This window comes from Paraburkholderia acidicola, from assembly GCF_002362315.1.
Taxonomy (GTDB): Bacteria; Pseudomonadota; Gammaproteobacteria; order Burkholderiales; family Burkholderiaceae; genus Paraburkholderia; species Paraburkholderia acidicola.
In genome coordinates, this window is sequence record NZ_MTZV01000004.1 from 1,577,905 (window position 1) to 1,602,720 (window position 24,816).

General features: G+C 63.8%; 25 protein-coding genes. 19 read left to right on the forward strand and 6 right to left on the reverse strand.

Annotated elements, in window-relative coordinates; genetic code table 11:
- The first annotated feature begins 67 nt into the window (after positions 1-67).
- The 15 genes from BWP39_RS17395 to BWP39_RS17465 all read left to right on the forward strand — a co-directional run bounded on the left by BWP39_RS17395 (position 68) and on the right by BWP39_RS17465 (position 17,441).
- Positions 68-598, forward strand: coding sequence for a chemotaxis protein CheW (locus BWP39_RS17395; RefSeq protein ID WP_091017223.1), 531 nt, complete (start codon positions 68-70; stop codon positions 596-598).
- Between the two features lie 52 nt (positions 599-650).
- Positions 651-2,546, forward strand: a complete 1,896-nt coding sequence (locus BWP39_RS17400) for a methyl-accepting chemotaxis protein (RefSeq protein WP_096722148.1) — start codon at positions 651-653, stop codon at positions 2,544-2,546.
- A gap of 147 nt (positions 2,547-2,693) precedes the next feature.
- Entirely contained in the window at positions 2,694-3,659 is a 966-nt protein-coding gene (locus BWP39_RS17405) for a CheR family methyltransferase (RefSeq protein ID WP_096722150.1), read from the forward strand.
- Positions 3,656-4,438, forward strand: a complete 783-nt coding sequence (cheD, locus tag BWP39_RS17410) for a chemoreceptor glutamine deamidase CheD (protein ID WP_096722152.1) — start codon at positions 3,656-3,658, stop codon at positions 4,436-4,438. Before BWP39_RS17405 ends, cheD begins: the two co-directional genes overlap by 4 nt.
- A 5-nt stretch (positions 4,439-4,443) precedes the next feature.
- Positions 4,444-5,547 carry a protein-glutamate methylesterase/protein-glutamine glutaminase gene (locus BWP39_RS17415; protein ID WP_170043876.1) on the forward strand — a complete coding sequence of 368 codons (1,104 nt, stop codon included), beginning with the start codon at positions 4,444-4,446 and terminating at the stop codon, positions 5,545-5,547.
- Positions 5,548-5,609: 62 nt separating this feature from the next.
- Complete coding sequence (gene cheY / locus BWP39_RS17420; protein ID WP_091017234.1) at positions 5,610-6,005, forward strand: chemotaxis response regulator CheY; 396 nt, start codon at positions 5,610-5,612, stop codon at positions 6,003-6,005.
- 1 nt (position 6,006) lies between these two features.
- Complete coding sequence (gene cheZ / locus BWP39_RS17425; protein ID WP_096722156.1) at positions 6,007-6,735, forward strand: protein phosphatase CheZ; 729 nt, start codon at positions 6,007-6,009, stop codon at positions 6,733-6,735.
- 163 nt (positions 6,736-6,898) lie between these two features.
- Entirely contained in the window at positions 6,899-7,417 is a 519-nt protein-coding gene (locus BWP39_RS17430; protein ID WP_096722158.1) for a DUF2844 domain-containing protein, read from the forward strand.
- Positions 7,418-7,434: 17 nt separating this feature from the next.
- On the forward strand, positions 7,435-8,685 hold the full coding sequence (locus tag BWP39_RS17435) for a DUF3443 domain-containing protein (protein ID WP_096722160.1): 1,251 nt from the start codon (positions 7,435-7,437) through the stop codon (positions 8,683-8,685).
- A 283-nt stretch (positions 8,686-8,968) separates the two neighbouring features.
- Entirely contained in the window at positions 8,969-10,186 is a 1,218-nt protein-coding gene (flhB, locus tag BWP39_RS17440; protein ID WP_096722162.1) for a flagellar biosynthesis protein FlhB, read from the forward strand.
- Entirely contained in the window at positions 10,183-12,285 is a 2,103-nt protein-coding gene (flhA, locus tag BWP39_RS17445; RefSeq protein ID WP_096722164.1) for a flagellar biosynthesis protein FlhA, read from the forward strand. The genes flhB and flhA overlap by 4 nt, the downstream gene beginning before the upstream one ends.
- Positions 12,286-12,453: 168 nt before the next feature.
- Positions 12,454-14,214 (forward strand): flagellar biosynthesis protein FlhF, encoded by a 1,761-nt coding sequence (gene flhF / locus BWP39_RS17450; protein ID WP_096722166.1) that lies wholly within the window; start codon positions 12,454-12,456, stop codon positions 14,212-14,214.
- Positions 14,207-15,076, forward strand: a complete 870-nt coding sequence (locus BWP39_RS17455) for a MinD/ParA family ATP-binding protein (protein ID WP_096722168.1) — start codon at positions 14,207-14,209, stop codon at positions 15,074-15,076. Before flhF ends, BWP39_RS17455 begins: the two co-directional genes overlap by 8 nt.
- A gap of 25 nt (positions 15,077-15,101) precedes the next feature.
- Positions 15,102-15,836, forward strand: coding sequence for an RNA polymerase sigma factor FliA (locus BWP39_RS17460; RefSeq protein WP_096722170.1), 735 nt, complete (start codon positions 15,102-15,104; stop codon positions 15,834-15,836).
- 483 nt (positions 15,837-16,319) lie between these two features.
- On the forward strand, positions 16,320-17,441 hold the full coding sequence (locus BWP39_RS17465; RefSeq protein WP_096722172.1) for a YncE family protein: 1,122 nt from the start codon (positions 16,320-16,322) through the stop codon (positions 17,439-17,441).
- 129 nt (positions 17,442-17,570) lie between these two features.
- On the opposite strand, the gene BWP39_RS17470 is transcribed toward BWP39_RS17465, so the two are convergent.
- The 6 genes from BWP39_RS17470 to flgA all read right to left on the reverse strand — a co-directional run bounded on the left by BWP39_RS17470 (position 17,571) and on the right by flgA (position 21,577).
- Positions 17,571-18,404, reverse strand: a complete 834-nt coding sequence (locus BWP39_RS17470; RefSeq protein ID WP_096722174.1) for a protein-L-isoaspartate O-methyltransferase family protein — start codon at positions 18,402-18,404, stop codon at positions 17,571-17,573.
- Positions 18,405-18,464: 60 nt separating this feature from the next.
- Positions 18,465-18,770: a BrnA antitoxin family protein gene (locus tag BWP39_RS17475; protein ID WP_407944795.1), complete on the reverse strand. Its 306-nt coding sequence runs from the start codon at positions 18,768-18,770 to the stop codon at positions 18,465-18,467.
- Positions 18,694-19,140, reverse strand: a complete 447-nt coding sequence (locus tag BWP39_RS17480) for a BrnT family toxin (RefSeq protein WP_328590123.1) — start codon at positions 19,138-19,140, stop codon at positions 18,694-18,696. The genes BWP39_RS17475 and BWP39_RS17480 overlap by 77 nt, the downstream gene beginning before the upstream one ends.
- 108 nt (positions 19,141-19,248) lie before the next feature.
- Positions 19,249-19,692: a flagella synthesis protein FlgN gene (locus tag BWP39_RS17485; protein WP_096722178.1), complete on the reverse strand. Its 444-nt coding sequence runs from the start codon at positions 19,690-19,692 to the stop codon at positions 19,249-19,251.
- 151 nt (positions 19,693-19,843) lie between these two features.
- On the reverse strand, positions 19,844-20,188 hold the full coding sequence (gene flgM / locus BWP39_RS17490) for a flagellar biosynthesis anti-sigma factor FlgM (protein WP_096722706.1): 345 nt from the start codon (positions 20,186-20,188) through the stop codon (positions 19,844-19,846).
- A gap of 108 nt (positions 20,189-20,296) precedes the next feature.
- The gene (gene flgA, locus BWP39_RS17495) at positions 20,297-21,577 is read right to left on the reverse strand and encodes a flagellar basal body P-ring formation chaperone FlgA (RefSeq protein WP_096722180.1); all 1,281 of its coding nucleotides are present in this window, start codon (positions 21,575-21,577) and stop codon (positions 20,297-20,299) included.
- 227 nt (positions 21,578-21,804) lie between these two features.
- Here flgA and flgB point away from each other — a divergent pair, with 227 nt between their 5' ends.
- From flgB to flgE, 4 genes are read left to right on the forward strand one after another with little or no spacing between them, the layout of a single operon-like run.
- Positions 21,805-22,296, forward strand: a complete 492-nt coding sequence (flgB, locus tag BWP39_RS17500) for a flagellar basal body rod protein FlgB (RefSeq protein WP_096722182.1) — start codon at positions 21,805-21,807, stop codon at positions 22,294-22,296.
- A gap of 45 nt (positions 22,297-22,341) precedes the next feature.
- A complete protein-coding gene (flgC, locus tag BWP39_RS17505; protein ID WP_096722184.1) occupies positions 22,342-22,767 on the forward strand; it encodes a flagellar basal body rod protein FlgC in 426 nt (141 codons plus the stop codon).
- Between the two features lie 11 nt (positions 22,768-22,778).
- Positions 22,779-23,507, forward strand: coding sequence for a flagellar hook assembly protein FlgD (locus tag BWP39_RS17510; RefSeq protein WP_096722186.1), 729 nt, complete (start codon positions 22,779-22,781; stop codon positions 23,505-23,507).
- Between the two features lie 51 nt (positions 23,508-23,558).
- On the forward strand, positions 23,559-24,806 hold the full coding sequence (flgE, locus tag BWP39_RS17515; protein WP_096722188.1) for a flagellar hook protein FlgE: 1,248 nt from the start codon (positions 23,559-23,561) through the stop codon (positions 24,804-24,806).
- Positions 24,807-24,816 lie beyond the last annotated feature (10 nt).

The following is a 24,816-nucleotide window of genomic DNA, read 5'->3' on the forward strand; positions in this document are numbered from 1 at the left end:
AAGCGACAAAGCGGCAAAACGACAGAGCGAACCTTAATCAATTTTTCCCAACTGCTTGGGGGCTAACGTGGCAGAAGTCCAATCCATTCATTCGAGCCAGTCGAACAGCGCAGCGAGCCGACGGCACGCGCAGCAGGCCGACGCGGGCGGTCAGGAATTTCTGGTCTTCACGCTCGGCGCCGAGGAATACGGCATCGACATTCTCAAGGTGCAGGAGATTCGCGGCTACGACAACGTGACGCGCATCGCGAACGCGCCGGAATTCATCAAAGGCGTGATCAACCTGCGCGGCATCATCGTGCCGATCGTCGACATGCGCATCAAGTTTCATCTGGGCCGCGTCGAGTACGACCATCAGACGGTGGTGATCATCCTGAACGTGGCGCACCGCGTGCTTGGCATGGTGGTCGACGGCGTGTCCGATGTGTTGACGCTCGCAGCCGACCAGATCATGCCCGCGCCCGAATTCGGCGCGACGCTGAACACCGAGTATCTGACGGGGCTCGGCACGGTCGACGGCCGCATGCTGATCCTGATGGACATCGAAAAGCTGATGACGAGCCGCGAAATGGCGCTCACCGACGCACTGAGCGAGTAAGCAGACCTCGCAGCTGAAGCACGCATAAGACACACACAAAGGAGAAACGACGATGCTGGGCAGATGGTCGATCCGCACGACGCTAACCGCGGTCGGCGTCATTCTCGTTGCGCTGACGGTTGCCGTCGGCGCACTCGGACTGGTCGCGCTGCAACGCGCGAACCAGTCGCTCGAGCAGATCGCCGGCAGCGATCTGGTCGCGATGCGTTCGCTGAACGACGCGTCGTCTTACCTGCTGCGCTCGCGCGTGACGCTCGATCGCGTCACCGGCCTGATCGCCGCCGGTGAAATGGAGCAGGCCAAGACCGCGCTCGACCGCGGGCAGGATCTGCTCGGCAAATCGAATGAAAACTGGCAGGCGTTTCTCGCCACGCCGCGCCGAGGTGCCGATCAGTCGCTGATCGATGCGGTCAGTGCGCGTCGCGCGACGCTGCTGCACGACGGCGTCGAGCCGGAGTTCGTCGCGCTGCGTGCCAGCGACACCACCAGCTACCACGCGATCGCCGACACGAAGATCAGCCCGATGTTTGTCGACTACGACAACGCCGCGACGCCGGTCGTCAAGGCATTACAGGATCATGCGCAACGGCAGCAGTCCGACACCGCCGCGCAGATCGGGCTGATGAAGATGCTGATTATCGGTGTGACGGTGTTCGCACTGGTGATGGTCGTCGTGATCCGCTTTGCGCTGCGCGGACTGATCGTGCAACCGCTGAACGACGCGACTGTCTGCTTCGAGCGAATCGCTGCCGGCGATCTCTCGCAGCGCGTCGACGTGTACAGCCGCAACGAGATCGGGCGTCTGTTCGGCGGAATCAAGCAGATGCAGGAAAGCCTCGTGACGATGGTGAAAGCGGTCCATACGAGCACCGAATCGATCGACACCGGCGCACGCGAAATCGCGATGGGCAACACCGACCTGTCGCAGCGTACCGAGCAGCAGGCGGCCTCGCTGCAAGAGACTGCGTCGAGCATGGAGCAACTGACGGGCACGGTGCGGCAGAACGCGGAGAACGCGCGGCAGGCGAGCCAGCTCGCCGTCAATGCGTCGGATATCGCGACGCGCGGCGGTGACGTCGTGAATCAGGTCGTGCATACGATGCAGGACATCGCGTCGAGTTCGAACAAGGTCGTCGACATCATCGGGGTGATCGAAGGGATCGCGTTCCAGACGAACATCCTCGCGCTGAATGCCGCAGTGGAAGCGGCGCGTGCCGGCGAACAGGGACGCGGCTTCGCCGTGGTGGCCGGCGAGGTGCGCAGCCTCGCGCAACGCAGCGCGAGCGCGGCGAAGGAGATCAAGGAGCTGATCGGCGATTCGGTCGACAAGGTGCGGAGCGGTTCCGCGCTCGTCGGTCGTGCCGGCACGACGATGGAAGAGATCGTGCAGGCCGTGCGCCGGGTCACCGACATCATGGGCGAGATCAGCGCCGCGTCCGAAGAACAATCGACAGGTATCGAGCAGGTCAATCGCGCGGTCACGCAGATGGATGAAGTGACGCAGCAGAACGCGGCGCTCGTCGAAGAGGCCGCGGCTGCCGCTGCATCGCTCGAGGAGCAGACGCGGCAACTGCAGACCGTCGTCGGTGGCTGGCGTGTGGGTGGGAGCGGGAGCGAACGAACGCTGCGCCCCACAAGCGCCATTCGCAGTCACACGGTGGCCGCAGTAACTGGGCCGGCTCACGGCGGCGTGCGTCCGGCGTTGGCGAGCCATGTGGGCACGCCGGCGATATCGGCAGCAGCGAGCGCGACGCACGCAATCGGAACCGCAGCGAAACCGGTAAGCGCACCGGCTGCGTTTGCGAGCACAACCGCATCGACGAAACCGGACGGCGCATCGCGTAGCGAGCCCGCGCTCAGACCGAAGAGCCTGCCCGCGGAGACACTGAAGCGCCCGGCTCCGGCCGGTTCGACGGCCAGCGCAGACGCAGACTGGGAAACGTTCTAGGACAGGATGAAGCGGTATGCGGACCCCACGCACCTCACCCGATGATGGGCGGCTCACCGAAGCATGCTCATACAGCATGCCGGGAGTCGGCCGTCTGCGCGCGGTTTGCGTAGTGGTCCGCGCATCGCAACGCAGGCGGACCACGCGATGAAACTGACGCGCACACCGTCCCGCCCCGATCCCAGCGAAGCGCCGCGCACCGCCGAGTCCGCACGCGACTTCGAATTCACCTCCGCGGATTTCGCACGCATTCGCGAGCTGATTTATCTGCGCGCCGGCATCTCGCTGTCCGACCACAAGCGCGACATGGCGTACAGCCGTCTCGCGCGACGCCTGCGCGCGCGCGGCTTCGGCAACTTCCGGCAATACCTCGACTTACTGGAGTCCGATACCGATCCCGCCGAATGGGAGGCGTTCACCAACGCACTCACGACGAACCTCACCGCGTTCTTCCGCGAAGCGCATCACTTTCCGGTCCTCGCCGACTTCGCGATGCAGCGCCCGGCGCCGGTCTCGGTGTGGTGTTCGGCCGCATCGACCGGCGAGGAACCGTATTCGATTGCGATGACGCTGATCGAAGCGCTCGGCGAACAGGCCGCACGCCAGGCGAGCGTGCTCGCCACCGACGTCGATACGCAGGTACTCGCCAAGGCCGAGGCTGCGGTGTATCAGCTGGAGCAGGTCACGCATCTTGCGCCGGAGCGGCTCAAGCGTTTCTTCCTGAAAGGCACCGGCGCGCATGCGGGCCTCGTGAAGGTGCGCCCGGAAGTGCGCGCGATGGTTCGCTTCGAACGGCTCAATCTCACCGATCGCGATTACGCACTGCGCACGCCGTTCGATGCGATTTTCTGCCGCAACGTGATGATCTATTTCGACAAACCGACGCAGGCGCAGGTACTGGCCCGCTTCGAGCCGCTGTTGAAGCCGGGCGGTTTGCTGTTTGCCGGCCACTCGGAGAACTTCACCTATGTGAGCCAGGCGTTCCGCCTGCGCGGCCAGACCGTCTACGAATTGACCCGCGACGGCGGTGCATCGCATCGGGCCGCTACGCATCGTCGTCTGGACCACGCCGCAGGTTCCGCCGATGCTGCACCAAGCGGGGTGAGCGCATGAGCACCGCACTGCCGATCGCGACAAACCTCTATTACGACAACCATTTCAAGCGCCCCGGCGTGAAGCTGCTGCCGAACGAGTTCTTCATGACAGGCGAGGACATGGTGCTCGTCACCGTGCTCGGCTCGTGCGTCGCTGCGTGCATTCAGGATCGCAGCGCGGGCATCGGCGGAATGAATCACTTCATGCTCCCCGACGACGGCGCCGACGTCGCGCAGGCTGCCTCGGATGCGATGCGCTACGGCGCCTACGCCATGGAAGTGCTGATCAACGAAATGATCAAGGCCGGCGGCCGGCGCGAACGGCTGGAGGCGAAGGTGTTCGGCGGCGCGGCCGTGCTGGCGGGCATGACGACGATGAACATCGGCGACCGCAATTCGGCCTTCGTGCGCCGCTACCTTGCACTCGAGAAGATTCCAATTCTTGCCGAAGACCTGCAGGGCGAGCATCCGCGCAAGGTGGCGTTCATGCCGCGCACGGGCCAGGTGATGGTGAAGAAGCTGCGGCTGCAACAGGAGGCGCGCGTCGCCGAGCGCGAACAGGTACTCGCGCGGCAGACCGCCGAGGCACGCGCCGAACGTCTCGCGCGGGCGCGCGAACGCGTCGAGCTATTTGCGAGCCCGGCACCGCGACCGCGTGTCGAACTGTTTGGCAACGCAGCAGGCAGCACTCAGAGCGGCAATCCGGGCAGCACCACCAAACCGCGCATCGAACTGTTCGGCAGCAGCGGTAGCAAGCCCGATCAATCCAGCAACGCCAGAACGGCCGAGGAGGCGTGAGCGCTGTGCAAAAGATCAAGGTCCTGTGCGTCGACGATTCGGCGCTGATTCGCAGCCTGATGACGGAGATCATCAACGGCCAGCCGGACATGACGGTCGTCGCGACGGCGCCCGATCCGCTCGTCGCGCGCGAACTCATCAAGCAGCACAACCCGGACGTGCTGACGCTCGATGTTGAAATGCCGCGCATGGATGGTCTCGACTTCCTCGAAAAGCTGATGCGTCTGCGGCCGATGCCGGTGGTAATGGTGTCGTCGCTGACCGAACGCGGTTCGGAAATCACGTTGCGCGCACTCGAACTCGGTGCCGTCGATTTCGTCACGAAACCGCGTGTCGGTATCCGCGACGGCATGCTCGACTACGCGGAAAAACTCGCCGACAAGGTGCGTGCAGCGGCACGTGCGCGCGTGCGGCAACGCGTGGTGCAGACGCCTGCAAGCACGAACCCCTCAGATGCAACCAGCGCCGCACAGGCGCCCAAACTCGCGCCGCTCTTCAACAATCCGCTGGTGAGTACCGAGAAGCTGATCATCGTTGGCGCATCGACGGGCGGTACCGAAGCGATCCGCGAAGTGCTGCTGCCGTTGCCGCCCGATGCGCCCGCGGTGCTGATCGCGCAGCATATGCCGCCCGGTTTCACGAAATCTTTTGCACAGCGGCTCAATGGTTTGTGCCGGATTACCGTTAAAGAAGCAGAGCACGGCGAACGCGTGCTGCCGGGTCATGCGTATATCGCGCCCGGCCACGCGCATTTGCTGCTGGCGAGAAGCGGGGCGAACTACATCGCGCATCTGTCGGACGAGCCGCCAGTGAACCGGCATCGGCCGTCGGTGGATGTGCTGTTTCGCTCGGCCGCGCAGCATGCGGGCAAGAATGCGGTCGGTGTGATCCTGACCGGCATGGGCCGCGACGGTGCGGCCGGGCTGCTCGATATGAAACAGGCGGGCGCGTACACATTTGCCCAGGACGAAGCGAGCTGTATCGTCTTCGGCATGCCGCGCGAAGCGATCGCGCTCGGCGCCGCCGACGAAGTCGCCGCGCTGACCGACATGAGCCGCCGCGTGATGGCGTGTCTCGCTGCGATGGGCGAGCGTGTGCAGCGCGTATGATGCGGGCCGATTGAAGCGGCGGCAGCGTGCCGCACGAACTGGATTTGCGAAAGGGAATGGCTATGGATAAGGGAATGAAGATTCTGGTCGTGGACGACTTTCCGACGATGCGCCGGATCGTGCGCAACCTGCTCAAGGAGCTCGGTTACGGCAACGTCGACGAAGCCGAGGATGGCATGGCGGGCCTCGCCCGTCTGCGCAGCGGCACGTACGACTTCGTGATCTCCGACTGGAACATGCCGAACCTCGACGGCCTCGCGATGTTGAAGGCGATCCGCGCCGATGCGGGCCTGGCGCACCTGCCGGTGCTGATGGTGACCGCCGAGTCGAAAAAGGAAAACATCATCGCGGCTGCGCAGGCCGGCGCGAGCGGCTATGTCGTGAAGCCGTTCACCGCGGCGACGCTCGATGAGAAGGTGAACAAGATCCTCGAAAAGATGGCCAAAGCCGGGAGCTGACTTGAACCAGCCGAGCAACGCGTCAGGCTTCGACCTGAAAGAAGACAGCGGCGGCGACTTCGCAAGCGACCGCATCCTGGCCCGCATCGGGCAGCTCACGCGCACGCTGCGCGACTCGATGCGCGAGCTGGGGCTCGACAAGCACGTCGAGCGCGCGGCCGAAGCGGTGCCGGACGCACGCGACCGTCTGAAGTACGTCGCCACGATGACCGAACAGGCCGCCGAGCGCGTGCTGACCGCGATCGAAGTCGCCAAGCCGATTCAGGAGCAACTGCAGCGCGATGCGGGCAAGCTCGATGCGCGCTGGGCCGAGTGGTACGCCGCACCGATCGAACGCGATGAAGTGCGCGCGTTGATGAGCGATACGCGTGGCTTTCTGAGCGCGTTGCCGGAGTCGACCGGCGCGACCAACGCGCAGTTGCTGGAAATCATGCTCGCGCAGGACTTTCAGGATCTTACTGGCCAGGTGATCAAGAAGATCATGGACGTGGTCTATCTGATTGAGCAGCAACTGCTCGGTGTGCTGGTCGAGAACATCGCACCTGAACGGCGCGAGCAGTTCGCGGCGACGGCCGCCGCGCTGGTCGCGGCGCACCCGGCAGACCACGCAGGCGCCGCCGGTCCGACCGAAACGCTGGTAAACGGTCCGCAGATCAATCCGGAAGGCAAGCCCGATGTGATGCAGGATCAGGCGCAGGTCGACGATCTGCTCGCGAGCCTCGGCTTCTGACGTCCATACGATTCCTTACCGACGCGCTGCACTACTGCGTAATCCGCTCAGGCACAGGCATACTACGGGCACGCGCACCGGGGCTGAGAGACCGGTGCGGTTTTCACGTCGCGCACGCGCCGATGACACGGCCCCGCGACAGACGATCAGGAGGAGTCTGGCCATGTCGAGCCGTATTTTCCGCGCCGTCATCGTGACGACGCTCGGAACCAGCCTTGTGCTGTCCGCCGTTCCTGCCGCGCACGCAGCGCTGGGCGGCAGTCCCATGACCCCGCCCGACGGTTCGACCGTTAGCACGCGGGTCATGCATTCCACATCGTCGGCGGCGTCGGCAGCTTCGTCTTCGGTGTCGTCCACTGCGGTTGCGTCGTACACCGTGCGTGAGACGACGCTCGGCAGCGGTACGGTCGTGCGCGAGTATCTGTCGCAGGCGGGCACGGTCTTCGGGATCGCGTGGAGCGGACCGCAGATGCCCGATCTCAACAGCCTGCTAGGCACTTATTTCCCACAGTATGTCGATGGCCTGACGGCAGCGCGCGCCGCACGCGGCGGCCGCGGACCGGCGTCGGTGCAGAGCGACAATCTCGTCGTGCAATCGGGCGGCCATATGGGCGCGTTCGCAGGCAACGCGTGGCTGCCGCAGGCGCTGCCTGCTGGCGTCAGCGGCTCCGACATCCAGTGACCGGCGGGAGACAGACAGTGCAGACAGTCCAATCGACAGTGCGGATCAAGACGCAGTGGGTTCGCTGGGTCCAGGCCGCGGGCCTGGCCATCGCTGCGGCCTGCATCGGCGGATGCGGCGGTGGCGGAGGTAGCAGCGGCGGCGGTGGCGGTACGCCGATAACACCGGTCGGAGGTAACCAGGTTGCGTTGACCGTCAACTCGGGTGTGGCCAATGTCGTGAACATTCCGACCGTCAGCGTCACGGTGTGCGCGCCGGGTTCGACCAGCAACTGCCAGACGATCAATAACATCCAGGTCGATACGGGCTCATATGGGTTGCGGGTGCTCAGCTCGGCGCTCACTTCGTCGTTGTCCAGTGGGCTGCCGGTCACGACGGTGGGCAGCTCGCAGATCGCCGAATGCGCGCAATTCGCGATCGGCTACACGTGGGGCACCGTGCGGACCGCGAATGTGACGATCGGCAGCGAGACGGCCAGCAGCATCCCGGTGCAGATCATCGGTGACCTCGCGTCGTCGACGGTGCCGGCCACCGGCTGCGCCAATGGCCCGGCGCAAAATACGGCGAGCAACCTCGGCGCAAACGGCATTCTCGGTATCGGCGTGGCGCCCAACGATTGCGGCACGACCTGCGCAACCTCCGCCAACAACAGCATCTATTACGCGTGCCCGAGCGGCGCTAACTGCACGCGGACGACGCTGCCGGCCACGCAGCAGGTCGCGAACCCGGTGCCGCATTTCCCGGTCGACAACAACGGTGTCGTGCTGCAGATGCCGTCTATCTCCGGCGCCGGTGCGTCATCGGCGTCCGGCACGTTGACGTTCGGTATCGGCACGCAGTCGAACAACACGCTGACGGCCAGCCAGACGTTTACGACGAATAGCGCCGGCAATATGGTTAGCAGCACGTTCAACGGCAATACGGTGACGGCGTTCCTCGACTCGGGCTCGAACGCGTACTTCCTGTCCGACCAGACACTGACGCCGTGTACCAATAGCAACTACACCGGCTTCTACTGCCCGTCGTCGCCGACGTCCCGTACGGCTACCCTGGTCGGTTTGAACGGTGCAGTCGGTACGGTGACGATGAACGTCACCAATGCGGCGACGCTGTTCGGCAACGGCAACAACTACGCGTTCAACGATCTTGCTGGCAGCGGCAACCTGGGCCAGCTCGATCTCGGTTTGCCGTTCTTCTACGGCCGGACGATCTTCTTCGGCATGGATCGCACGGCGACCGGCGGCGCGGCGCCGTACGTCGCGTTCTAGGTGTATGACGGCGCGCTGACCCTGGGCGACGAGTTGTCCGGGCCGGCGCGCTGGGTCGAAATCCTGAGCTAGCGCGCCAGCCCGATCTGGCGCGCGGCAACTGCTGCCGCGCGGCCTGAAGTGTCCACAACCCGTGTCCACAACCCGCGCCCGCCGCGCCGCTTCCCCATCCTCCGAAATACCCCCGTTTCCCCGTCCTTATCCGCCGATGGCGTCTCGACGTCTGCGGGAATAATCGCTGTCACTGGAAAACGGCATCGTGCCGTCTCGTCTGGAGAGCCTGGTGGCAGAGGACAGCGACCTCGAAAAAACCGAAGCAGCCACTCCCCGGCGGGTCGACAAGGCCCGCGAGGAAGGACAGGTCGCGCGCTCGCGTGAGCTGGCTTCGTTCGCGCTGCTGTCGGCGGGTTTCTTTGGCGTGTGGGGCATGGCCGGGCCGATCGCCACACATCTGCGCGCAATGCTGCGCAACTCGTTCACGTTCGACCACACGGCCGTTTTCGATTCGCACCAGATGATGAGCGGCGCGGCCGTGGCGGGCCGCGAGGGCCTGTACGCGCTCGCGCCGGTGCTCGGACTGACCGGTGCCGCAGCATTGTTCGCACCGATGGCGCTGGGCGGCTGGCTGATCTCGAGCAAATCGCTCGAACCCAATTTCGGCCGCTTGAATCCGCTCGCCGGCCTTGGCCGTATTTTCTCGATCAATGGTCCGATCCAGCTTGGGTTGTCGCTGGCGAAGACGCTGGTGGTGGGGCTGGTGGGCGGCATAGCGGTCTGGCAGCGGCGCGACGAGGTGATCGCGCTCTGCACGCAGCCGCTCGATGTGGCGCTCGCCAACGCGGGTCATCTGATCGCCGTGTGTTGCGCCATGACGGTGGCGGGCATGTTGCTCGTGGCCGCGCTCGACGTGCCGTATCAACTCTGGCAGTTCCAGAAAAAACTCCGCATGACCAAGGATGAAGTGAAGCGCGAACACCGCGAGAACGAAGGCGACCCGCTGGTGAAGGGGCGCATCCGTTCGCAGGCGCGCGCGCTGGCCCGCCGCCGGATGATGTCCGAGGTGCCGAAGGCCGACGTCGTCGTGACGAACCCGACGCACTTCGCGGTCGCGCTGAAGTACACCGACGGCGAGATGCGCGCGCCGAAGGTGGTGGCGAAGGGTGTGAATCTCGTCGCGCTGCGCATCCGCGAGATCGCCGCCGAACACAACGTGCCGCTGCTCGAAGCGCCGCCGCTCGCGCGGGCGCTCTATCACAACGTCGATTTGAACCGCGAGATTCCAGGTGCGCTATACGGCGCGGTCGCGGAGGTGCTAGCGTGGGTCTACCAGCTGCGCCGCTTCAATACCGAAGGCGGGATCGCACCGTCGGTGCCGACGAGCTTCGACGTGCCTGCCGATCTCGACAAGGGCGCGATCTCCGACGACGAAGCCGCCGAAGAAGCCGCCGAAGCGCTCGCTAAAGAAGACGAAGACAACGCTCGACGCGGAGGCCGCGCATGAACACCCGCGCCGGTTTCCTCTCGCGGCGGCCCGACGTGCTGGCCGGTACCAACCTGCGGGCGCTCGCCGGGCCGGTGCTGATCTGCATGATCCTCGGCATGATGATCCTGCCGTTGCCGCCGTTCCTGCTCGATCTGCTGTTCACGTTCAACATCGCGCTGTCGGTGATGGTGCTGCTCGTCAGCATGTACACGATGAAGCCGCTCGATTTCGCCGCGTTCCCGAGCGTGCTGCTGTTCTCGACGCTGCTGCGACTGTCGCTGAACGTCGCCTCGACGCGCGTCGTGCTGCTCGAAGGTCACACCGGTCCCGACGCGGCCGGGCAGGTGATCGAGGCGTTCGGGCACTTCCTCGTGGGCGGTAATTTCGCGGTCGGTATCGTCGTGTTCATCATCCTGATGGTGATCAACTTCATGGTGATCACGAAGGGCGCCGGCCGGATCGCCGAAGTGTCGGCGCGCTTCACGCTCGATGCGATGCCCGGCAAGCAGATGGCCATCGACGCCGACCTCAACGCCGGTCTCGTCAACGAAGAACAGGCCCGCAAGCGCCGCCTCGAAGTCGCGCAGGAAGCCGAGTTCTACGGTTCGATGGATGGGGCGAGCAAGTTCGTGCGCGGCGATGCGATCGCCGGGCTGCTGATCATGGTGATCAATATTCTCGGCGGGTTGATCGTCGGGATGGCGCAGCACGGCATGGACTTCGCGTCGGCGGGCAAGACCTACACGCTGCTCACGATCGGCGATGGCCTCGTTGCGCAGATTCCGTCGCTGGTCATTTCGACGGCGGCCGGCGTGATCGTGTCGCGCGTCGCGACCAACGAAGACATCGGCACGCAGCTCACCGGCCAGCTGTTCACGAACCCGCGCGTGCTGATGATCACCGGCAGCATTCTCGTGCTGATGGGCCTGATTCCCGGCATGCCGCACTTCGCGTTCCTGCTGCTTGGCGGCGGCGCGATCCAGCTTGGCCGCGTGATGAGCAAGCGCGCGGTGGACCGCAAGAGCGCATCGGCGCTGGTGGATGTCATACCGGCTGCGATGACGCCGGTCGAAAACAGCGAAGCGAGCTGGGAAGACGTGACGCTGATCGACACGCTCGGTCTCGAAGTGGGCTACCGGCTGATCCCGCTCGTCGACAAGAACTCCGACGGCGAACTGCTCAAGCGGATCAAGAGCATCCGCAAGAAATTCGCGCAGGAAATTGGCTTCCTGCCGCCGGTGATCCATATCCGCGACAACCTGGAATTGCGCCCCAACGGCTACCGGATCGCGCTGAAGGGTGTCGAGGTCGGCATCGGCGAGGCGTATCCGGGCCAGTGGCTCGCGATCAATCCAGGCCAGGTTACCGCGGCGCTGCCCGGCACGCCGACGCAAGACCCAGCGTTCGGCCTGCCCGCCATCTGGATCGATACGAACATGCGCGAACAGGCGCAGGTGTACGGCTACACGGTCGTCGATTCGAGCACCGTCGTCGCCACGCATCTGAACCATCTGGTCGTCACGCACGCATCCGAACTGCTGGGCCGCCAGGAAGTGCAGGCGCTGATCGAGCGGATGTCGAAAGACACGCCGTCGCTTGTCGAAGACCTCGTGCCGAAGACGATCTCGCTGACCACGCTGCAGAAGGTGCTGCAAAGCCTGCTGGAAGAGGGTGTGCCGATCCGTGACATGCGCACGATCCTCGAAGCGCTCGCCGAGCACGCAGCGAAAATGCCCGACGCTCACGATCTGACGGCGGTCGTGCGACTCGCGCTGGGTCGCGCGATCACGCAGCAGTGGTTCCCCGGTAGCGGCGACATGCAGGTGATGGGCCTCGATTCGAACCTCGAACGGGTGCTGTCGCAGGCGCTCGCGACCGGTGCGAACCCCGGCCTCGAACCGGGCCTTGCTCACACGCTGCTCACCGAAACGCAGAAGGCGATGACACGCCAGCAGAACCTCGGGCTCGCACCGGTGCTGCTCGTCCAGCATTCGCTGCGCGCGATGCTCGCGCGCTTCCTGCGCCGCAGCCTGCCGCAGCTGAAGGTGCTGTCGTACGCGGAAGTGCCCGACACCCGGACTATCAAGGTCGTCAACCTGATCGGCGCGCACGGCTGAGCGCGGTGGCGGCGTTGCTGCCGCTGCCGCCGCCGATCAGTCGAATTGCCCGCCTTTCCCCTCCCTTATCCATCGATCGTCGCTCGACGCCTTTGGCAATAATCGTTGTCATGGGTAGCGGTATGTGAGGGTACGTGGCCGCTCCGTTCATCTCGCCGGGAGTCCAGCTTGAACATCCGAAAATTTATCGGCGCCACCACCCGCGACGCGCTGCGTCTCGTGCGCGAGGCGCTGGGTCCGGACGCCGTCGTGCTGTCGAATCGCACGGTCGACGACGGCACCGTCGAGATCGTCGCGCTGGCCGACAGCGAACTGGCTTCGATCAAGCCTGGCGCTACAGCACCGGCTGCCGCAGCGGCATCGGCTCCGCGTGCGGCAGTGACCCATGGCACGACACCAGGCGCCGCAGTGGCGAACCCGTACGCGAGCGGCATGCCGGATGTGTTCTCGTCGGTATTTGGCGCGAGCCCAGAAGCGGGCACCGAGCGTATGTCGAACAACGGCGCCGAAGAGCTGGCCGCTGCGGCAACGCGAGAGCCGGCCGCGCGCGGTGAATCTACGCGTAGCAAGGACGCTGCTGCTGCCGCACCGCGCACGCTCGCCGAATCGAACCCCTGGCTGATCGACCACGCGCGCAAGGTCGCCGTTCAGGCCGGCCATGGCGCGATGACACCGGCGGTCGCGATGGCGAAGGGTCTGGGCGCACCGGGCGAACTGCAGACCCCCGAAACATCGCGTGCGGACACACCGGAATGGGCTCGCGAAGGCGCACAGCTGGCCGCGCGCCGCGCTGCGCAACGTGCCAATACGCAGGCTGCGGCGCCCGCTGACGAAGCACGCCGTGCGTCGAACCCATCCGCTGCATCGACTGCATCCACCGCATCGGCCACGCTCCCCGCCGGCACGGCAGCATCGATGACCGAGGCGATCAATCGACGCGTCGAGCAGATCGTCAACGACACCGTGATGCACGAACTCGCGTCGATGCGCGGCATGATGGAAGAACAGTTCACCGGCCTGCTGTGGGCGGACCGCCAGCGCCGCGGGCCGACGCACGCCGCGCTGACCAAGCACCTGTTCGCCGCCGGCTTCTCGGCGCAACTCGTGCAGATGATGATCGACAACATGCCGGAGACCGACGGCATGGAAGCCGGCATGAACTGGGTGCGCTCGGTACTCGCGACGAACCTGCCGGTGATGGAAAACGAAGACGAGCTGATGGAGCGCGGCGGCGTGTTCGCGCTGATGGGACCGACTGGAGTCGGCAAGACGACGACGACCGCGAAGCTCGCCGCGCGCTGCGTGATGCGCTTCGGCGCGAGCAAGGTCGCGTTGCTCACCACCGATAGCTACCGGATCGGCGGTCACGAGCAACTGCGGATTTTCGGCCGGATTCTCGGCGTGTCGGTGCATGCGGTGAAGGACAGCGCCGATCTGCAACTCGCACTGTCCGAGCTGCGCAACAAGCACATTGTGTTGATCGACACGATCGGTATGAGCCAGCGCGACCGGCAGGTCTCCGACCAGATCGCGATGCTGTGCCGTGCCGGACAACCGGTGCAGCGCCTGCTGCTGCTGAACGCGACCTGCCACGGCGACACGCTGAACGAAGTCGTGCAGGCGTATCAGAGCGCGCCGGATCAGCAACCGCTCGCCGGTTGCATCCTGACCAAGCTCGATGAAGCGACCAACCTGGGCAGCACGCTCGATACGGTGATTCGCTACCGCTTGCCGGTGCATTACGTGTCGACGGGACAGAAGGTGCCGGAGAACCTCTACGTCGCAACGAAGAAATTCCTGATCAAGAGCGCGTTCTGCATTCCGCGCGACAGTTCGCCTTTCGTGCCGCAGGACGACGACATTCCGCCGCTGCTGTCGGCGCTGTCCGCGCGTTCGACGGCCGACATGCACGAGGTCCGCTTTGGATAAACGTGTGCCCGATCAGGCGGAAGGGCTGCGGCGACTGCTCGCCCGCGGCGGCGCGCGGGTGATTTCGGTGACCGGCGGCTCGCCGCGCGCGGGGGCCACGACGACGGTCCTCAATCTCGCGACGGCACTCGCCGAGCAGGGCAAGGACGTGCTCGTGATCGACGAGTGTCTGGGTGCGGGCTCGGTTAGCGCTGGCCTCGGTGGGATACGCAGTGCAGGCAGTTTTATCGACGTTGCGCGCGGCGAGTTACCGCTTGAGCGCGCGGTAATGCGACATCCACTGGGCTTCGGCGTGCTGGCTGCATCGCGTGCGAATCGCGAGGGCTGCACGCCGTCGCAGCTTGCCGCGGTGCTCGAGGGTTCCGCCGACATCGTGCTGATCGATGCGCAGCTCGATCGCCAGGGCGCGTTGTCGGCGCTGGCGCTGCAGGCGCACGACGTGATGATCGTGATGCGGGTTGCCGCTCAGGCGATCACTGAGACCTATGCGTGCATGAAGCGACTGCACTACGCACATGCGATCGCGCAGTTTCGCGTGGTCGTGAATCACGTGCAAAGCATCGACGATGCGCGCACTGCGTTCGAAAACCTTGCGGGTGTGGCGGGGCGTTATCTGTCGGTGGCGCTGGAAGCGGCCGGCTGCATCGCCGCCGATGTGCGGATCGTGCGGGCGCTCGAACTGTCGCGCTGCGTGGTCGATGCATTTCCATCGACGCCGGCGGCGCGCGGCTACCGGCACCTTGCCGCGCAATTGCAGTACTGGCCGATGCGGCCAGCGATGTCGTCGCGCGCGCCGTGGCTGGCGAGCGCGACCGTAACAGCGGCGCAACACGCCGACCAACCGTCCGCGCAGCACGCCTGAAGGCGCCACGGACAAGGGGAGCACGATGTACAACGCGCAGGGAAAGATCTCCCAGGCCGACGTCCTGACCAAATATGCGCCGCTCGTGCGGCGGCTCGGTCTGCAGCTCGTCGCGAGGATGCCGGCGAGTGTCGATCTCGACGATCTGATCCAGGCCGGCATGATCGGCTTGCTCGATGCGGCGGGCCGTTACAAGGAGGATCAGGGCGCGCAGTTCGAAACCTACGCGAGCCAGCGGATTCGTGGCGCGATGCTCGACGAGCTGCGCAGCAACGACTGGCTGCCGCGCAGCCTGCGCCGTACGTCGCGCGAAGTCGAGGCGGCAGTGCATCGCGTGGAACAACGCCTGGGCCACTCGGCCAGCGAGGCGGAGATCGCCGATCACCTGAACATGCCGCTCGACGAATACCAGTCGATGCTGCAGGACCTGCACGGCAGCCAGCTGATTTACTACGAAGACTTCGATCGTTCCGCTGAGGATGAACCGTTTCTCGATCGCTATTGCGTCGATCATTCGGACCCGCTGTCGGCGTTGCTCGACGACAGTTTGCGCACGGCGTTGATCGAGGCCATCGATCGATTGCCCGAACGCGAGAAGCTGCTGATGTCGCTTTACTACGAACGCGGGATGAACCTGCGTGAGATTGGGGCGGTGATGGAGGTGAGCGAGTCACGGGTGTGTCAGTTGCACAGCCAGGCGGTGGCGCGGTTGCGCACGCGGTTGCGGGAGATGGCGTGGGCGAATGCGGAGGCGGGGTGAGGGGTAGCTAAGCCGCGTCGTTGTGCAATAAGCAGGTGTTCCCGCGCCTGGCGAATGACTCGTCAATCAATAATCTGTCGTACAGGTTAGTACTCGATATGCTGCCTTCGAATGTTTCCACGTCGACAGGCAGTAGTCAGTCACATCAATCTTCCTGGTTCAATCTCCTGCGTACTAAACGCTGCGACGTCGCACAGCGTAGCTAAAACACGCAGTGCAAGATTGCGCGCCGTACGTCTATGGGAAATTCAATTTCATTACACGTATAGCGTTAACTCAATGCGGACCATAAATAAGTTTTACTTTTCGATTCTCCATCGCACCGCCATTGTGTGAGCCGTAAAGCGGATCAGATGGCGATTTCTTAAGGTTTCTTAAGGAATCGTTGGTTGATAGTCGCCGATCGAGCGCGGAAGAAGCTTGAGGACTCACGCCGCTCCATGTACCGACGGTCAGACCAATAAACGAAATGGAGACGAAGACATGGAAAAGCGCCTGATTACCTTGATGCTGCTCGCCGTAACCGCATTGACTGGCTGCGGAGGGGGAGACGACATCAGCGCACCGACACCACCGAAGCTGCTGACGAACATCGCCGTGCCCAATGCTTCGAGTCCGCCATTCAGTTTTGACATTGGCTACGTCGAGGCCGGCAAGTACTTTCTCTCCGACCGCAATAACAAGGCAGTCGATGTCGTAGACACTCAATCGAATACGTTGACCGCACAGATCGTGGGGCCGTTTATCGGTGCCGGTGCCACGACAAACGAGTCTGGTCCCGATGGAATTGTAGGTATCACCGGGACGAACACGATCTATGTCGGTGACGTGGACTCGGTCAAAGTGATCGATACGGCTGCGCAAAAGACGGTCAACACAATTGCTATCAGTAATTCCGGATCGCGCGTCGATGAGGGTTGCTACGATCCTGACGATCATCTCGCGATGTTCGCGAACCCCGGAGATTCACCGCCGTTCGTCACGTTAATTTCGACGCTGACGCAAACGGTGGTGACAAAGCTCTCTTTCAACGGTTCGTCCGGGCTCGAAGCGTGCGCCTATGATCCTGCTTCGAAGAGCTTCTTGATCAACAACGACGGAACCGCCGCCAATCCCGAAGGCGAGCTTGATGTCATCACGGCCAGCTCTGTGGTGGCGGGAAATCCTTCTGTCAGCAAGTCGTTTCCGCTCGGGAAGTGCGCACCGGCGGGTATCGTGCTTGGCCCGAATAATGACGTGCTCATTGGATGCGATCCGCCGGCTGGCGACCCGCTCATCACGTTGATCCTCGATCGTACGAGTGGCGCAATTCAAGCGAGCCTGCCGTTTGGCGGGGTGGACCAGGTGGGTTACGATCCGGCTTCCAATCGTTATTTTCTGCCGGCCCGGCACTACGTCACGAGTGGTATCGCCGCCGCGTCAGGATTCAGCCCACAGATGGCTGTTATAGATGGCACGTCACGGCAGGTGCTCGTCAAGATTCCGGTGGGCACGGGGGCGCACTCTGTTGCGATCGACAGCACGCTTGGGCAGGTGTATGTGCCGTTTCAGCCCGGTGCGGCGGGATTTCCGAACGGCGGTATTTCGGTGTTTTCGACGCGCTAGTTTTGTAGAGTGCCGGCCGGACTGCTAGCAATGATCGCGGTTGTATCCGTGTCGACAGGGGACAATAAATGGCCGACCAGAGGCTGTCTGGCAAACGGTAAAGGCGCGGCCGCAGCGTTCATGCCGGAATCAGGCAGCCGATGCCGAGGAAAACCAGACGTGTTTGTATTTAGCGACGGCTGTTTCATCTGGTGCTCGCTCGGACGTTAGCCACACAGATCGGACTGACCATGCCGCGCGGGAATCGGGCTCTGTCGCAAAGCGATCATTCGTCAAGGCTCCGCCGACACAAGGAATGAACCACGCGGTCATAAGAGGCTTGGCATCAAAACCACCCTCGGTTCGCGTGATCAGCATGGCGAGTCCGACATCGTTTGCGGGGCGCCAGGGGAAAATCATGCGGCCTCCCGGGCGCAACGCTTGTAACCACGACTGCGGGGGCGCAAGAACGCCTGCATTCACATAGATTAGATCTGCCGGGGGCACGTCGATCTGTGTTGCATCTCCATGCGTGACGCGGACACCCTCGTACGGTTCAAGATTTTGTCGTGCTGCTTTTGACAGAGCTGCATCGATTTCAAAAGCTTCGACGCTGCCTCCCGGCGATGCCAGGACGGAAAGGATGGCGGTATAAAAACCGGTGCCTGTGCCGATGTGGCATATCCTGTCGCCGGGCCGTGGATTGGTCGCGCCGATCCACGCAGCATGCAGAAAAGGCTCTCCATTGTTGATGCCCTTTCCCGCATCGAGTGCCACCACATGATTTTGGTAAACGTAGGCGGGATCGTCGCTGGGGGTCTCGCAGTAGCGTGTGTTCACCATGATCTTCCACGGACCTGGCGGAAGGAACGCATGGCGAGGAACAAGTTCGAAGACTCGCTCGAGACGAGGATCGTCGGAGTTGCTGGCGGCGGCCATCAGCTTTGCATGAAAGGCTCTTATTTCATCAAGGGTGGCGCTCATGTTTGTCTTTGTCCGAAGCTTCGCGAGAAAACGCTACTCAAAGCAGTGCCGACAACCTGACTAACGCATCATGCCGTGCGACTTCGCCCAATCGCGCAGCGCGTCATTCATGCGCGTTTGCCAGCCTTCCCCCTGCGCCTTATAAGCTTCGATCACGTCAATGTCGATGCGCAGATTCATCTGAATCTTGTTCGAACCTGCCGGTCGGCCGCGCCCTCGTTTTACGAGCACGCCCGCGCGATGTTCGTCCGCTTCCTGGAAGAATTCATCACCAAGCTCCGGGATTTCGTCATAGTCGGATCGGCCGATGCCCTTCGCGTCCATCTTGGCCAAGTCGCTTTGTAAACCGCTTTTTCTCGCGTTCATTTGCTTTCCTCATTGAGATCACGTGGCGAGCTTCGCCGCGTTGAATCCATATCACGATCACTATGCGATCCGCCAGGTGACCGACTGTGATGATCCGTTCTTCGGGGTAGTCGAAGCGGTCATCAACCCAATCCAAAGTCCGCCCCTCGAAAACGAGAGCGGCGTCTTCGAATGCGAGCGCGGGCTCTTCGAAGGCGGGGTTTCTCCAGGCTGGGTCGAACGTTATTTCCATGCAAATTATTGTATCCCCAAAAAACACAAGGAGTAATGTTTTTTGTATCCCCGGAAATAGGGTGGCTTGTCGGGTGGATCCGGCGCCAGTGTGCTGGCATCGCGTCTTCACTCGATCGTTGAAATGGCATGCGTGCATGTAAACGAAAACGGCCCGTCCAAAGACGAGCCGAATCAACACCAATCAATAAGCCTGACGAAGCCTGACGACTAACCACCCATCCCAACCAACCGTCAGCGCACTCCCCTAAACCCCATACGCTGGAATCCGCCCATCCGGCCCATAAAACGCCGGCTTCTCCGGCACGACAACCTGCAGCGCCGCGAGCGCCCGCTGGTTGTAGTCCATCCGCATGCGGATCAATGTGCCATTGGTGGTGTTGGCGTGCCAGGCCCGCTGCGCCGCCTGACGCAACAGCGACCATTGAGCTGCAATCTGCGTATCGCCATCCGCGGCCAGTTCCACCCCACGCGAGCCCGCCGGAAAACCCATTTCCGCAAGCAGCGCATCGCGGGCTGTTTCCAGCTCGGCGAGCTTGCCGATCAACGTGGTTTTCTGCTCGACGACAGGCGGCAGCAGTTCGAGCGGTTGTGCAACCGTGAGCGCCTGTTCTTCGAGCGCAAGCACCGAGGCGAACGCTTCGACGGCTGCGTGCTCGTCGATCAGGCTGGCAAGGAGGGCGTCTTTCATCGCAACTCGCTAACAGAATGAGAGGGCGTGGGCGCGCACAACCGACGCGCGGTAAACGCAAAACGGCCCGCGTGAGACACGCGGGCCGGGATAGGGGAAACCTTCACGGCGGCGGCACGGGCCGCCGCTGCGTCGTCGGACGACGCAGTGCTTAACTGCCCGTAGACGGCGTCTTGTTCTGCAACAGATCGCGCGCCGTGTTCAGCACGCCGTCCGCAATCTTGCTGGAATCGATGGTGAGCGTGCCGTTCTTGATCGCCTGACGAACCGACTCGACATGTGCCGTATCGATATCCGCCGAACCCGACGCCGCCAGGCTGCGCAGATGCGCCGACAGTCCCGACAGGTTGACGTTCGCATCGCCGGTCGATGCCTGCGGGGCGGCGGCCGTGCCCTGCGCGCCCGCGCCGGTCGGCGTGGCTTCGCCCTGCTGGGTACGCGACAGACCGTCTTTCAACGTCTGCAGATTGGTGCTGGTGGTGGAATCGACTTTCACGATTGGCTTCCTGAACGATTTGATCGTGATAACGGCATGCACGAGTCAAAACTTTAGCGCAACCGGCGCACGCCGTCTGCAGTTCCGCGCGGCGGCCCGTGCGGCCGTTCATAGCTGGATCTCCACTGTCGAGCCATCCTTGACGATTCCGCTGATGATCTGCCCTCCGGCCGTCTTCACCCGCACCTGCTGGCCCGGCGCCGCGTTGTTCATCGCGCTGCCCTCGGCGGAAATCGCGAAACCCTGGCCCTGCGCGACCACCCGAACCGTTTGCCCGATCGTCACCGACGATGCACTGCGCAACATGTCCTGGCGCAGCGGCAAGCCGGCCGCGACGCGCGTCAGCGCGGCTGCGCCGACTGCCTGTGACGGATCGGTGACTACGGCCATCGGCAGCGAGGTGAGGTCGCCGTCGCGCGCGACGAGATCGGCGGCGCTCAGTACGTCGCCGGGCGCGAGCGCGCGTGCCGCCAGATAGTAGGTCGCGTGGATCGCGATCTTCGCCTGCAGATAGAGCGTCCACGGCCGCTCGCCGGCGCAGCGCACACCGACGGTCGTGCGGCCCCACAGGCGCATGCCCGTCGGCATGAACGGAGCAAGCGTGGCGCAGGCGGCGAGGCCGCGCGGGAATACTGGCGCCACTGTGATTTCGATCTTGCCGGGCAGGCCGGCGGACTGCTGTTGCAGATACGCGAGCGCGGCGCTGCGGATCGCTTCGCCGTCTTCCTGCGCGGGGGCTGCGGCGGCGCTGCCGGGTTGTGCCGCGCCTTGGGTCGCAACTGCTGCTGCCGCCGACGCTTTGACGATGCTCGCTGTCGGCGCCCGCGGCGGATTGAAAGCAACCGGCGCCGCCTGCCGCACACCCGGCTGCGGCCGAGTCTGCGCCGGCGTCACGATCACCGGAATCACGTCACGCGAAGCCGGCACGTTCACACGCATCATGCGCGGCGTATCGATCGCAGTCTGGTTCGTCGTGGCGGGGTTGAAACTCGCGCGCCGGATCGCGGGTGCGACGACGGCGTCCCCTGGACCGGGAATCACAATCGCGCCGTTCGCATTCGCGGCTTGAGTGAAGCGGTCGTCGGTGCGCGATGAAGCAGGCGCGGCCGCGGCGGCGTTCATCGACATCGCAGCGGCAATCGCCGGCGTGGCGTTGTGCGCATCGGGTGCTGCAGTCGCAACGCGGTTGGCGAGCTCGGCGAGCGCTGCGGGATTCTTCTCCGCCGGCCCCGGAATCACAATCGGACCACCCGCGTCCTGCGCGACAGCGAGCCCCGGCATCGTGAAGACAACGAGCGCTGCAGCGGCGCCCAGCGTGCGCACAGCCCGTCCCACCACACCGGTTGCGCGGCACACAGACGGCCGGACAGCAAAGGCGGCGACAGGCATCGGGCTTCTCCATCGAATCCAACAGTACGACTTGCATTCTAGAGAGGCACCCGCCGGAGCAAACGTTGAATAGAGGGCGGCTTCCCCGGTTATTCGTCCGATTGCCGCTTGCGTGCGGCTCATAAGATGCTCGTCATGGATAAAGGTCTCTGCGGTTTGTGCCGGGTGCTGCAGCCCTCGCGCGACACCGCACCGCAGACGATCGTGACTGCTTCCGGGAGATTTCGATGCTGGACAAACTCGATGCCGAATTCGCTTTTGGACGCCAGGCGCTCGATGTGCGCGCGTACCGGCAGGAACTGCTGTCGTCGAACATTGCGAACGCCGATACACCTGGCTACAAGGCGCGCGACGTCGACTTCGGCGCGTCGCTCGCGAACGCGATGAAGCAGAGCGCGGGTGCAGCGGGCGGGTCGAATGCCGCGCCGCTCGCGATGGCGCAACCGGCCGGCGTGACGAGCGGCATGCAGATGGTGTCGACGCACGCGGGGCACATGCCCGGCACATCGCGACTCGCACCGACAGGCGGCTCCACCGACGACTACGGCACACCGCAGTACCGCATGCCGACGCAGCCCTCACTCGACGGCAACACGGTCGATCTCGACACCGAGCGCGTGCAGTTCGCGGACAACTCGCTGCATTTCGAATCGGGCATGACGGTGCTGTCGCAGCAGATCAAGACGATGCTCTCGGCGATCACGTCGGGCAGCTCGTAACCCTGTAACCGGACGGCCCATCGCACACACCCGGAGAGATCAGCCATGCCATCCCTGATGAACATCTTCAACGTCGCGGGCTCGGCGTTATCCGCCCAGTCGCAGCGACTCAACGTCACGGCGTCGAACCTCGCGAACGCGGACAGCACGACCGGCCCCGACGGCCAGCCGTACAAGGCGAAGCAGGTCGTGTTCGCGGTGGACCCGCTCGGCGGCTCGCGCACGGCCTCCGGCCAGCAGGTGGGCGGTGTCCAGGTGACCGGCGTGATCGACGATCCGACGCCGATGAAGACCGCCTACGACCCCGGCAACCCGGCCGCCAATCCGGACGGCTATGTGACGTTGCCGAACGTCGACCCGGTGCAGGAAATGGTCAACATGATTTCGGCGTCGCGCTCGTATCAGGCCAACGTCGAGACACTGAATACCGCGAAACAGCTGATGCTGAAGACGCTCACGATCGGAACCTGAGGAGAGTTTCCTTGACCACCCAAACCACTATCGGCGGCAGCGGCACGACCGTATCGCCGACGCTGCTCAACACGATGAACGGCACGAGCAGTACGAACAGCACGACGGGTAGTTCGTCGAGTTCGTCGACGAGCGCGACGTCGGGCGCCAGTCTGCAGAACACGTTCTTGCAGTTGCTGATCGCGCAGATGCAGAACCAGGACCCGACCAACCCGATGGACAGCTCGCAGATGACTTCGCAGCTGGCCCAGATCAATACGGTGACGGGCATCAGTCAGTTGAACACGTCGCTTACGTCGCTGGCGACGCAGCTGTCGGCGGGCCAGCAGCCGCAGGCCGCACTGCTGATCGGCTCGACCGTGCTCACGCCGGGTAACACGGTGGCGGTAGCCAGCGGCAAAGCGGCACCGATCGGTGTGCAGCTCGCCAACGACGCCACCAACCTGCAGGTCAACGTGACGAACTCGGCTGGCAAGATCGTCAGCACGATCAACCTCGGTAGCCAGAAGGCCGGTTCGGTTCCGGTGACGTGGACACCGACCGACTCCTCTGGCAACCCGCTGCCCGACGGGACTTACACCTTCACGGCGACTGGCACGATCAACGGCAAGGCGGGCACGGCGACCACGCTGTCAGCCGCCACGGTGCAAAGCGTCGTCACGCAGGCAGACGGCACACCGGGCCTGCAGTTGTCGAACGGCACGACGGTCGGCCTCACGCAGATCGGCGCAATTCTCTAACGCTTTGCAGATTCATCGCATTCACTGCATTCACTGAATACGGAGACCGTCATGGGCTACCAACAAGGTTTGAGCGGACTGGCAGGGGCAGCAAACGATCTGGACGTGATCGGCAACAACATCGCGAACGCGAACACGACCGGCTTCAAGCAGGGGCAGGCGCAGTTCGCCGATGTCTACGCGAACTCGGTTGCGACTGCGGTCAACACGCAGATCGGTCTCGGCACGCGGCTCGCGCAAGTGCAGCAGCAGTTCTCCGAAGGCCAGATCGCGACGACGAACCAGGCACTCGATGTCGCGATCAACGGCAATGGTTTCTACCAGATGTCGAACAACGGCACGCTGACCTACTCTCGCAACGGAGTTTTCCAGCTCGACAAGAACGGCTATATCGTCAGCTCGGACGGGTTGCAGTTGATGGGTTACGCGGCGAATGCAGGCGGCGTGATCAATACCGCGCAGACGGTGCCGCTGCAACTGCCGACCGGGAATATTCCGCCGGTCGCGACGAAGACCATTACGGCCGGCCTCAACCTGAATGCGCAGGACCCGACAGTACCGGCCGGCACGACCTTCGATCCGACCAACAAAAGCACCTACAGCTACACGACCTCGACCCAGGTGTACGACTCGCTGGGCGGCTCGCAGCAGGTGAACATGTACTTCGTGAAGTCGGCCACCGGTTCGTGGGACGTCTACGCGGGCGCGGCAAGCGGCGGCACGCCGTCGAAGATCGGTACGGCCAGCTTCGATACCTCGGGCAATCTGACCGGCACGACGACGGGCACGCCGCCGGTTGCAACCAACCCACCGCTCACGTTCAGCTTCTCGATTCCGAACACGGACGGCTCGGCCACACCGCAGAACATCCAGTTGGGCATTGCGGGCACGACGCAGTTCGGCAGTACGGATGGCGTCACCAAAATGCAGCCGGACGGTTATGCGGCCGGCACATTGTCGAACTTCACGGTAGGCACCGACGGCACGCTGACGGGCAACTACTCGAACGGCCAGACCCAGGCGCTCGGCCAGATCGTGCTGGCGAACTTCAGCAACCAGAACGGCCTCGTGAGCCTCGGCGGCAACCAGTATGCGGCGACCGCGTCCTCGGGCGTGGCGCAGATCTCGACGCCGGGCAGCACGAACCACGGCACGCTGCAGGGTGGCGCGCTGGAGGGCTCGAACGTCAACCTGACGAGCGAACTCGTGAACCTGATCACCGCGCAGCGCAACTATCAGGCGAACGCACAGACGATCAAGACGCAACAGACCGTCGATAACACGCTGATCAACCTGTAAGCGCGGCACT

Coding starts and splice junctions, on each gene's coding strand:
- BWP39_RS17480 (WP_328590123.1), bottom strand. CDS start 19,140: ATGCACGCATGCCATTTCAACGATCGAGTGAAGACGCGATGCCAGCAC.
- cheD (WP_096722152.1), top strand. CDS start 3,656: ATGAGCACCGCACTGCCGATCGCGACAAACCTCTATTACGACAACCAT.
- flhA (WP_096722164.1), top strand. CDS start 10,183: ATGAACACCCGCGCCGGTTTCCTCTCGCGGCGGCCCGACGTGCTGGCC.
- BWP39_RS17460 (WP_096722170.1), top strand. CDS start 15,102: ATGTACAACGCGCAGGGAAAGATCTCCCAGGCCGACGTCCTGACCAAA.
- cheY (WP_091017234.1), top strand. CDS start 5,610: ATGGATAAGGGAATGAAGATTCTGGTCGTGGACGACTTTCCGACGATG.
- flgC (WP_096722184.1), top strand. CDS start 22,342: ATGCCATCCCTGATGAACATCTTCAACGTCGCGGGCTCGGCGTTATCC.
- flgB (WP_096722182.1), top strand. CDS start 21,805: ATGCTGGACAAACTCGATGCCGAATTCGCTTTTGGACGCCAGGCGCTC.
- BWP39_RS17430 (WP_096722158.1), top strand. CDS start 6,899: ATGTCGAGCCGTATTTTCCGCGCCGTCATCGTGACGACGCTCGGAACC.
- flgE (WP_096722188.1), top strand. CDS start 23,559: ATGGGCTACCAACAAGGTTTGAGCGGACTGGCAGGGGCAGCAAACGAT.
- flgA (WP_096722180.1), bottom strand. CDS start 21,577: ATGCCTGTCGCCGCCTTTGCTGTCCGGCCGTCTGTGTGCCGCGCAACC.
- BWP39_RS17485 (WP_096722178.1), bottom strand. CDS start 19,692: ATGAAAGACGCCCTCCTTGCCAGCCTGATCGACGAGCACGCAGCCGTC.
- BWP39_RS17405 (WP_096722150.1), top strand. CDS start 2,694: ATGAAACTGACGCGCACACCGTCCCGCCCCGATCCCAGCGAAGCGCCG.
- BWP39_RS17400 (WP_096722148.1), top strand. CDS start 651: ATGCTGGGCAGATGGTCGATCCGCACGACGCTAACCGCGGTCGGCGTC.
- BWP39_RS17475 (WP_407944795.1), bottom strand. CDS start 18,770: ATGAACGCGAGAAAAAGCGGTTTACAAAGCGACTTGGCCAAGATGGAC.
- BWP39_RS17470 (WP_096722174.1), bottom strand. CDS start 18,404: ATGAGCGCCACCCTTGATGAAATAAGAGCCTTTCATGCAAAGCTGATG.
- BWP39_RS17465 (WP_096722172.1), top strand. CDS start 16,320: ATGGAAAAGCGCCTGATTACCTTGATGCTGCTCGCCGTAACCGCATTG.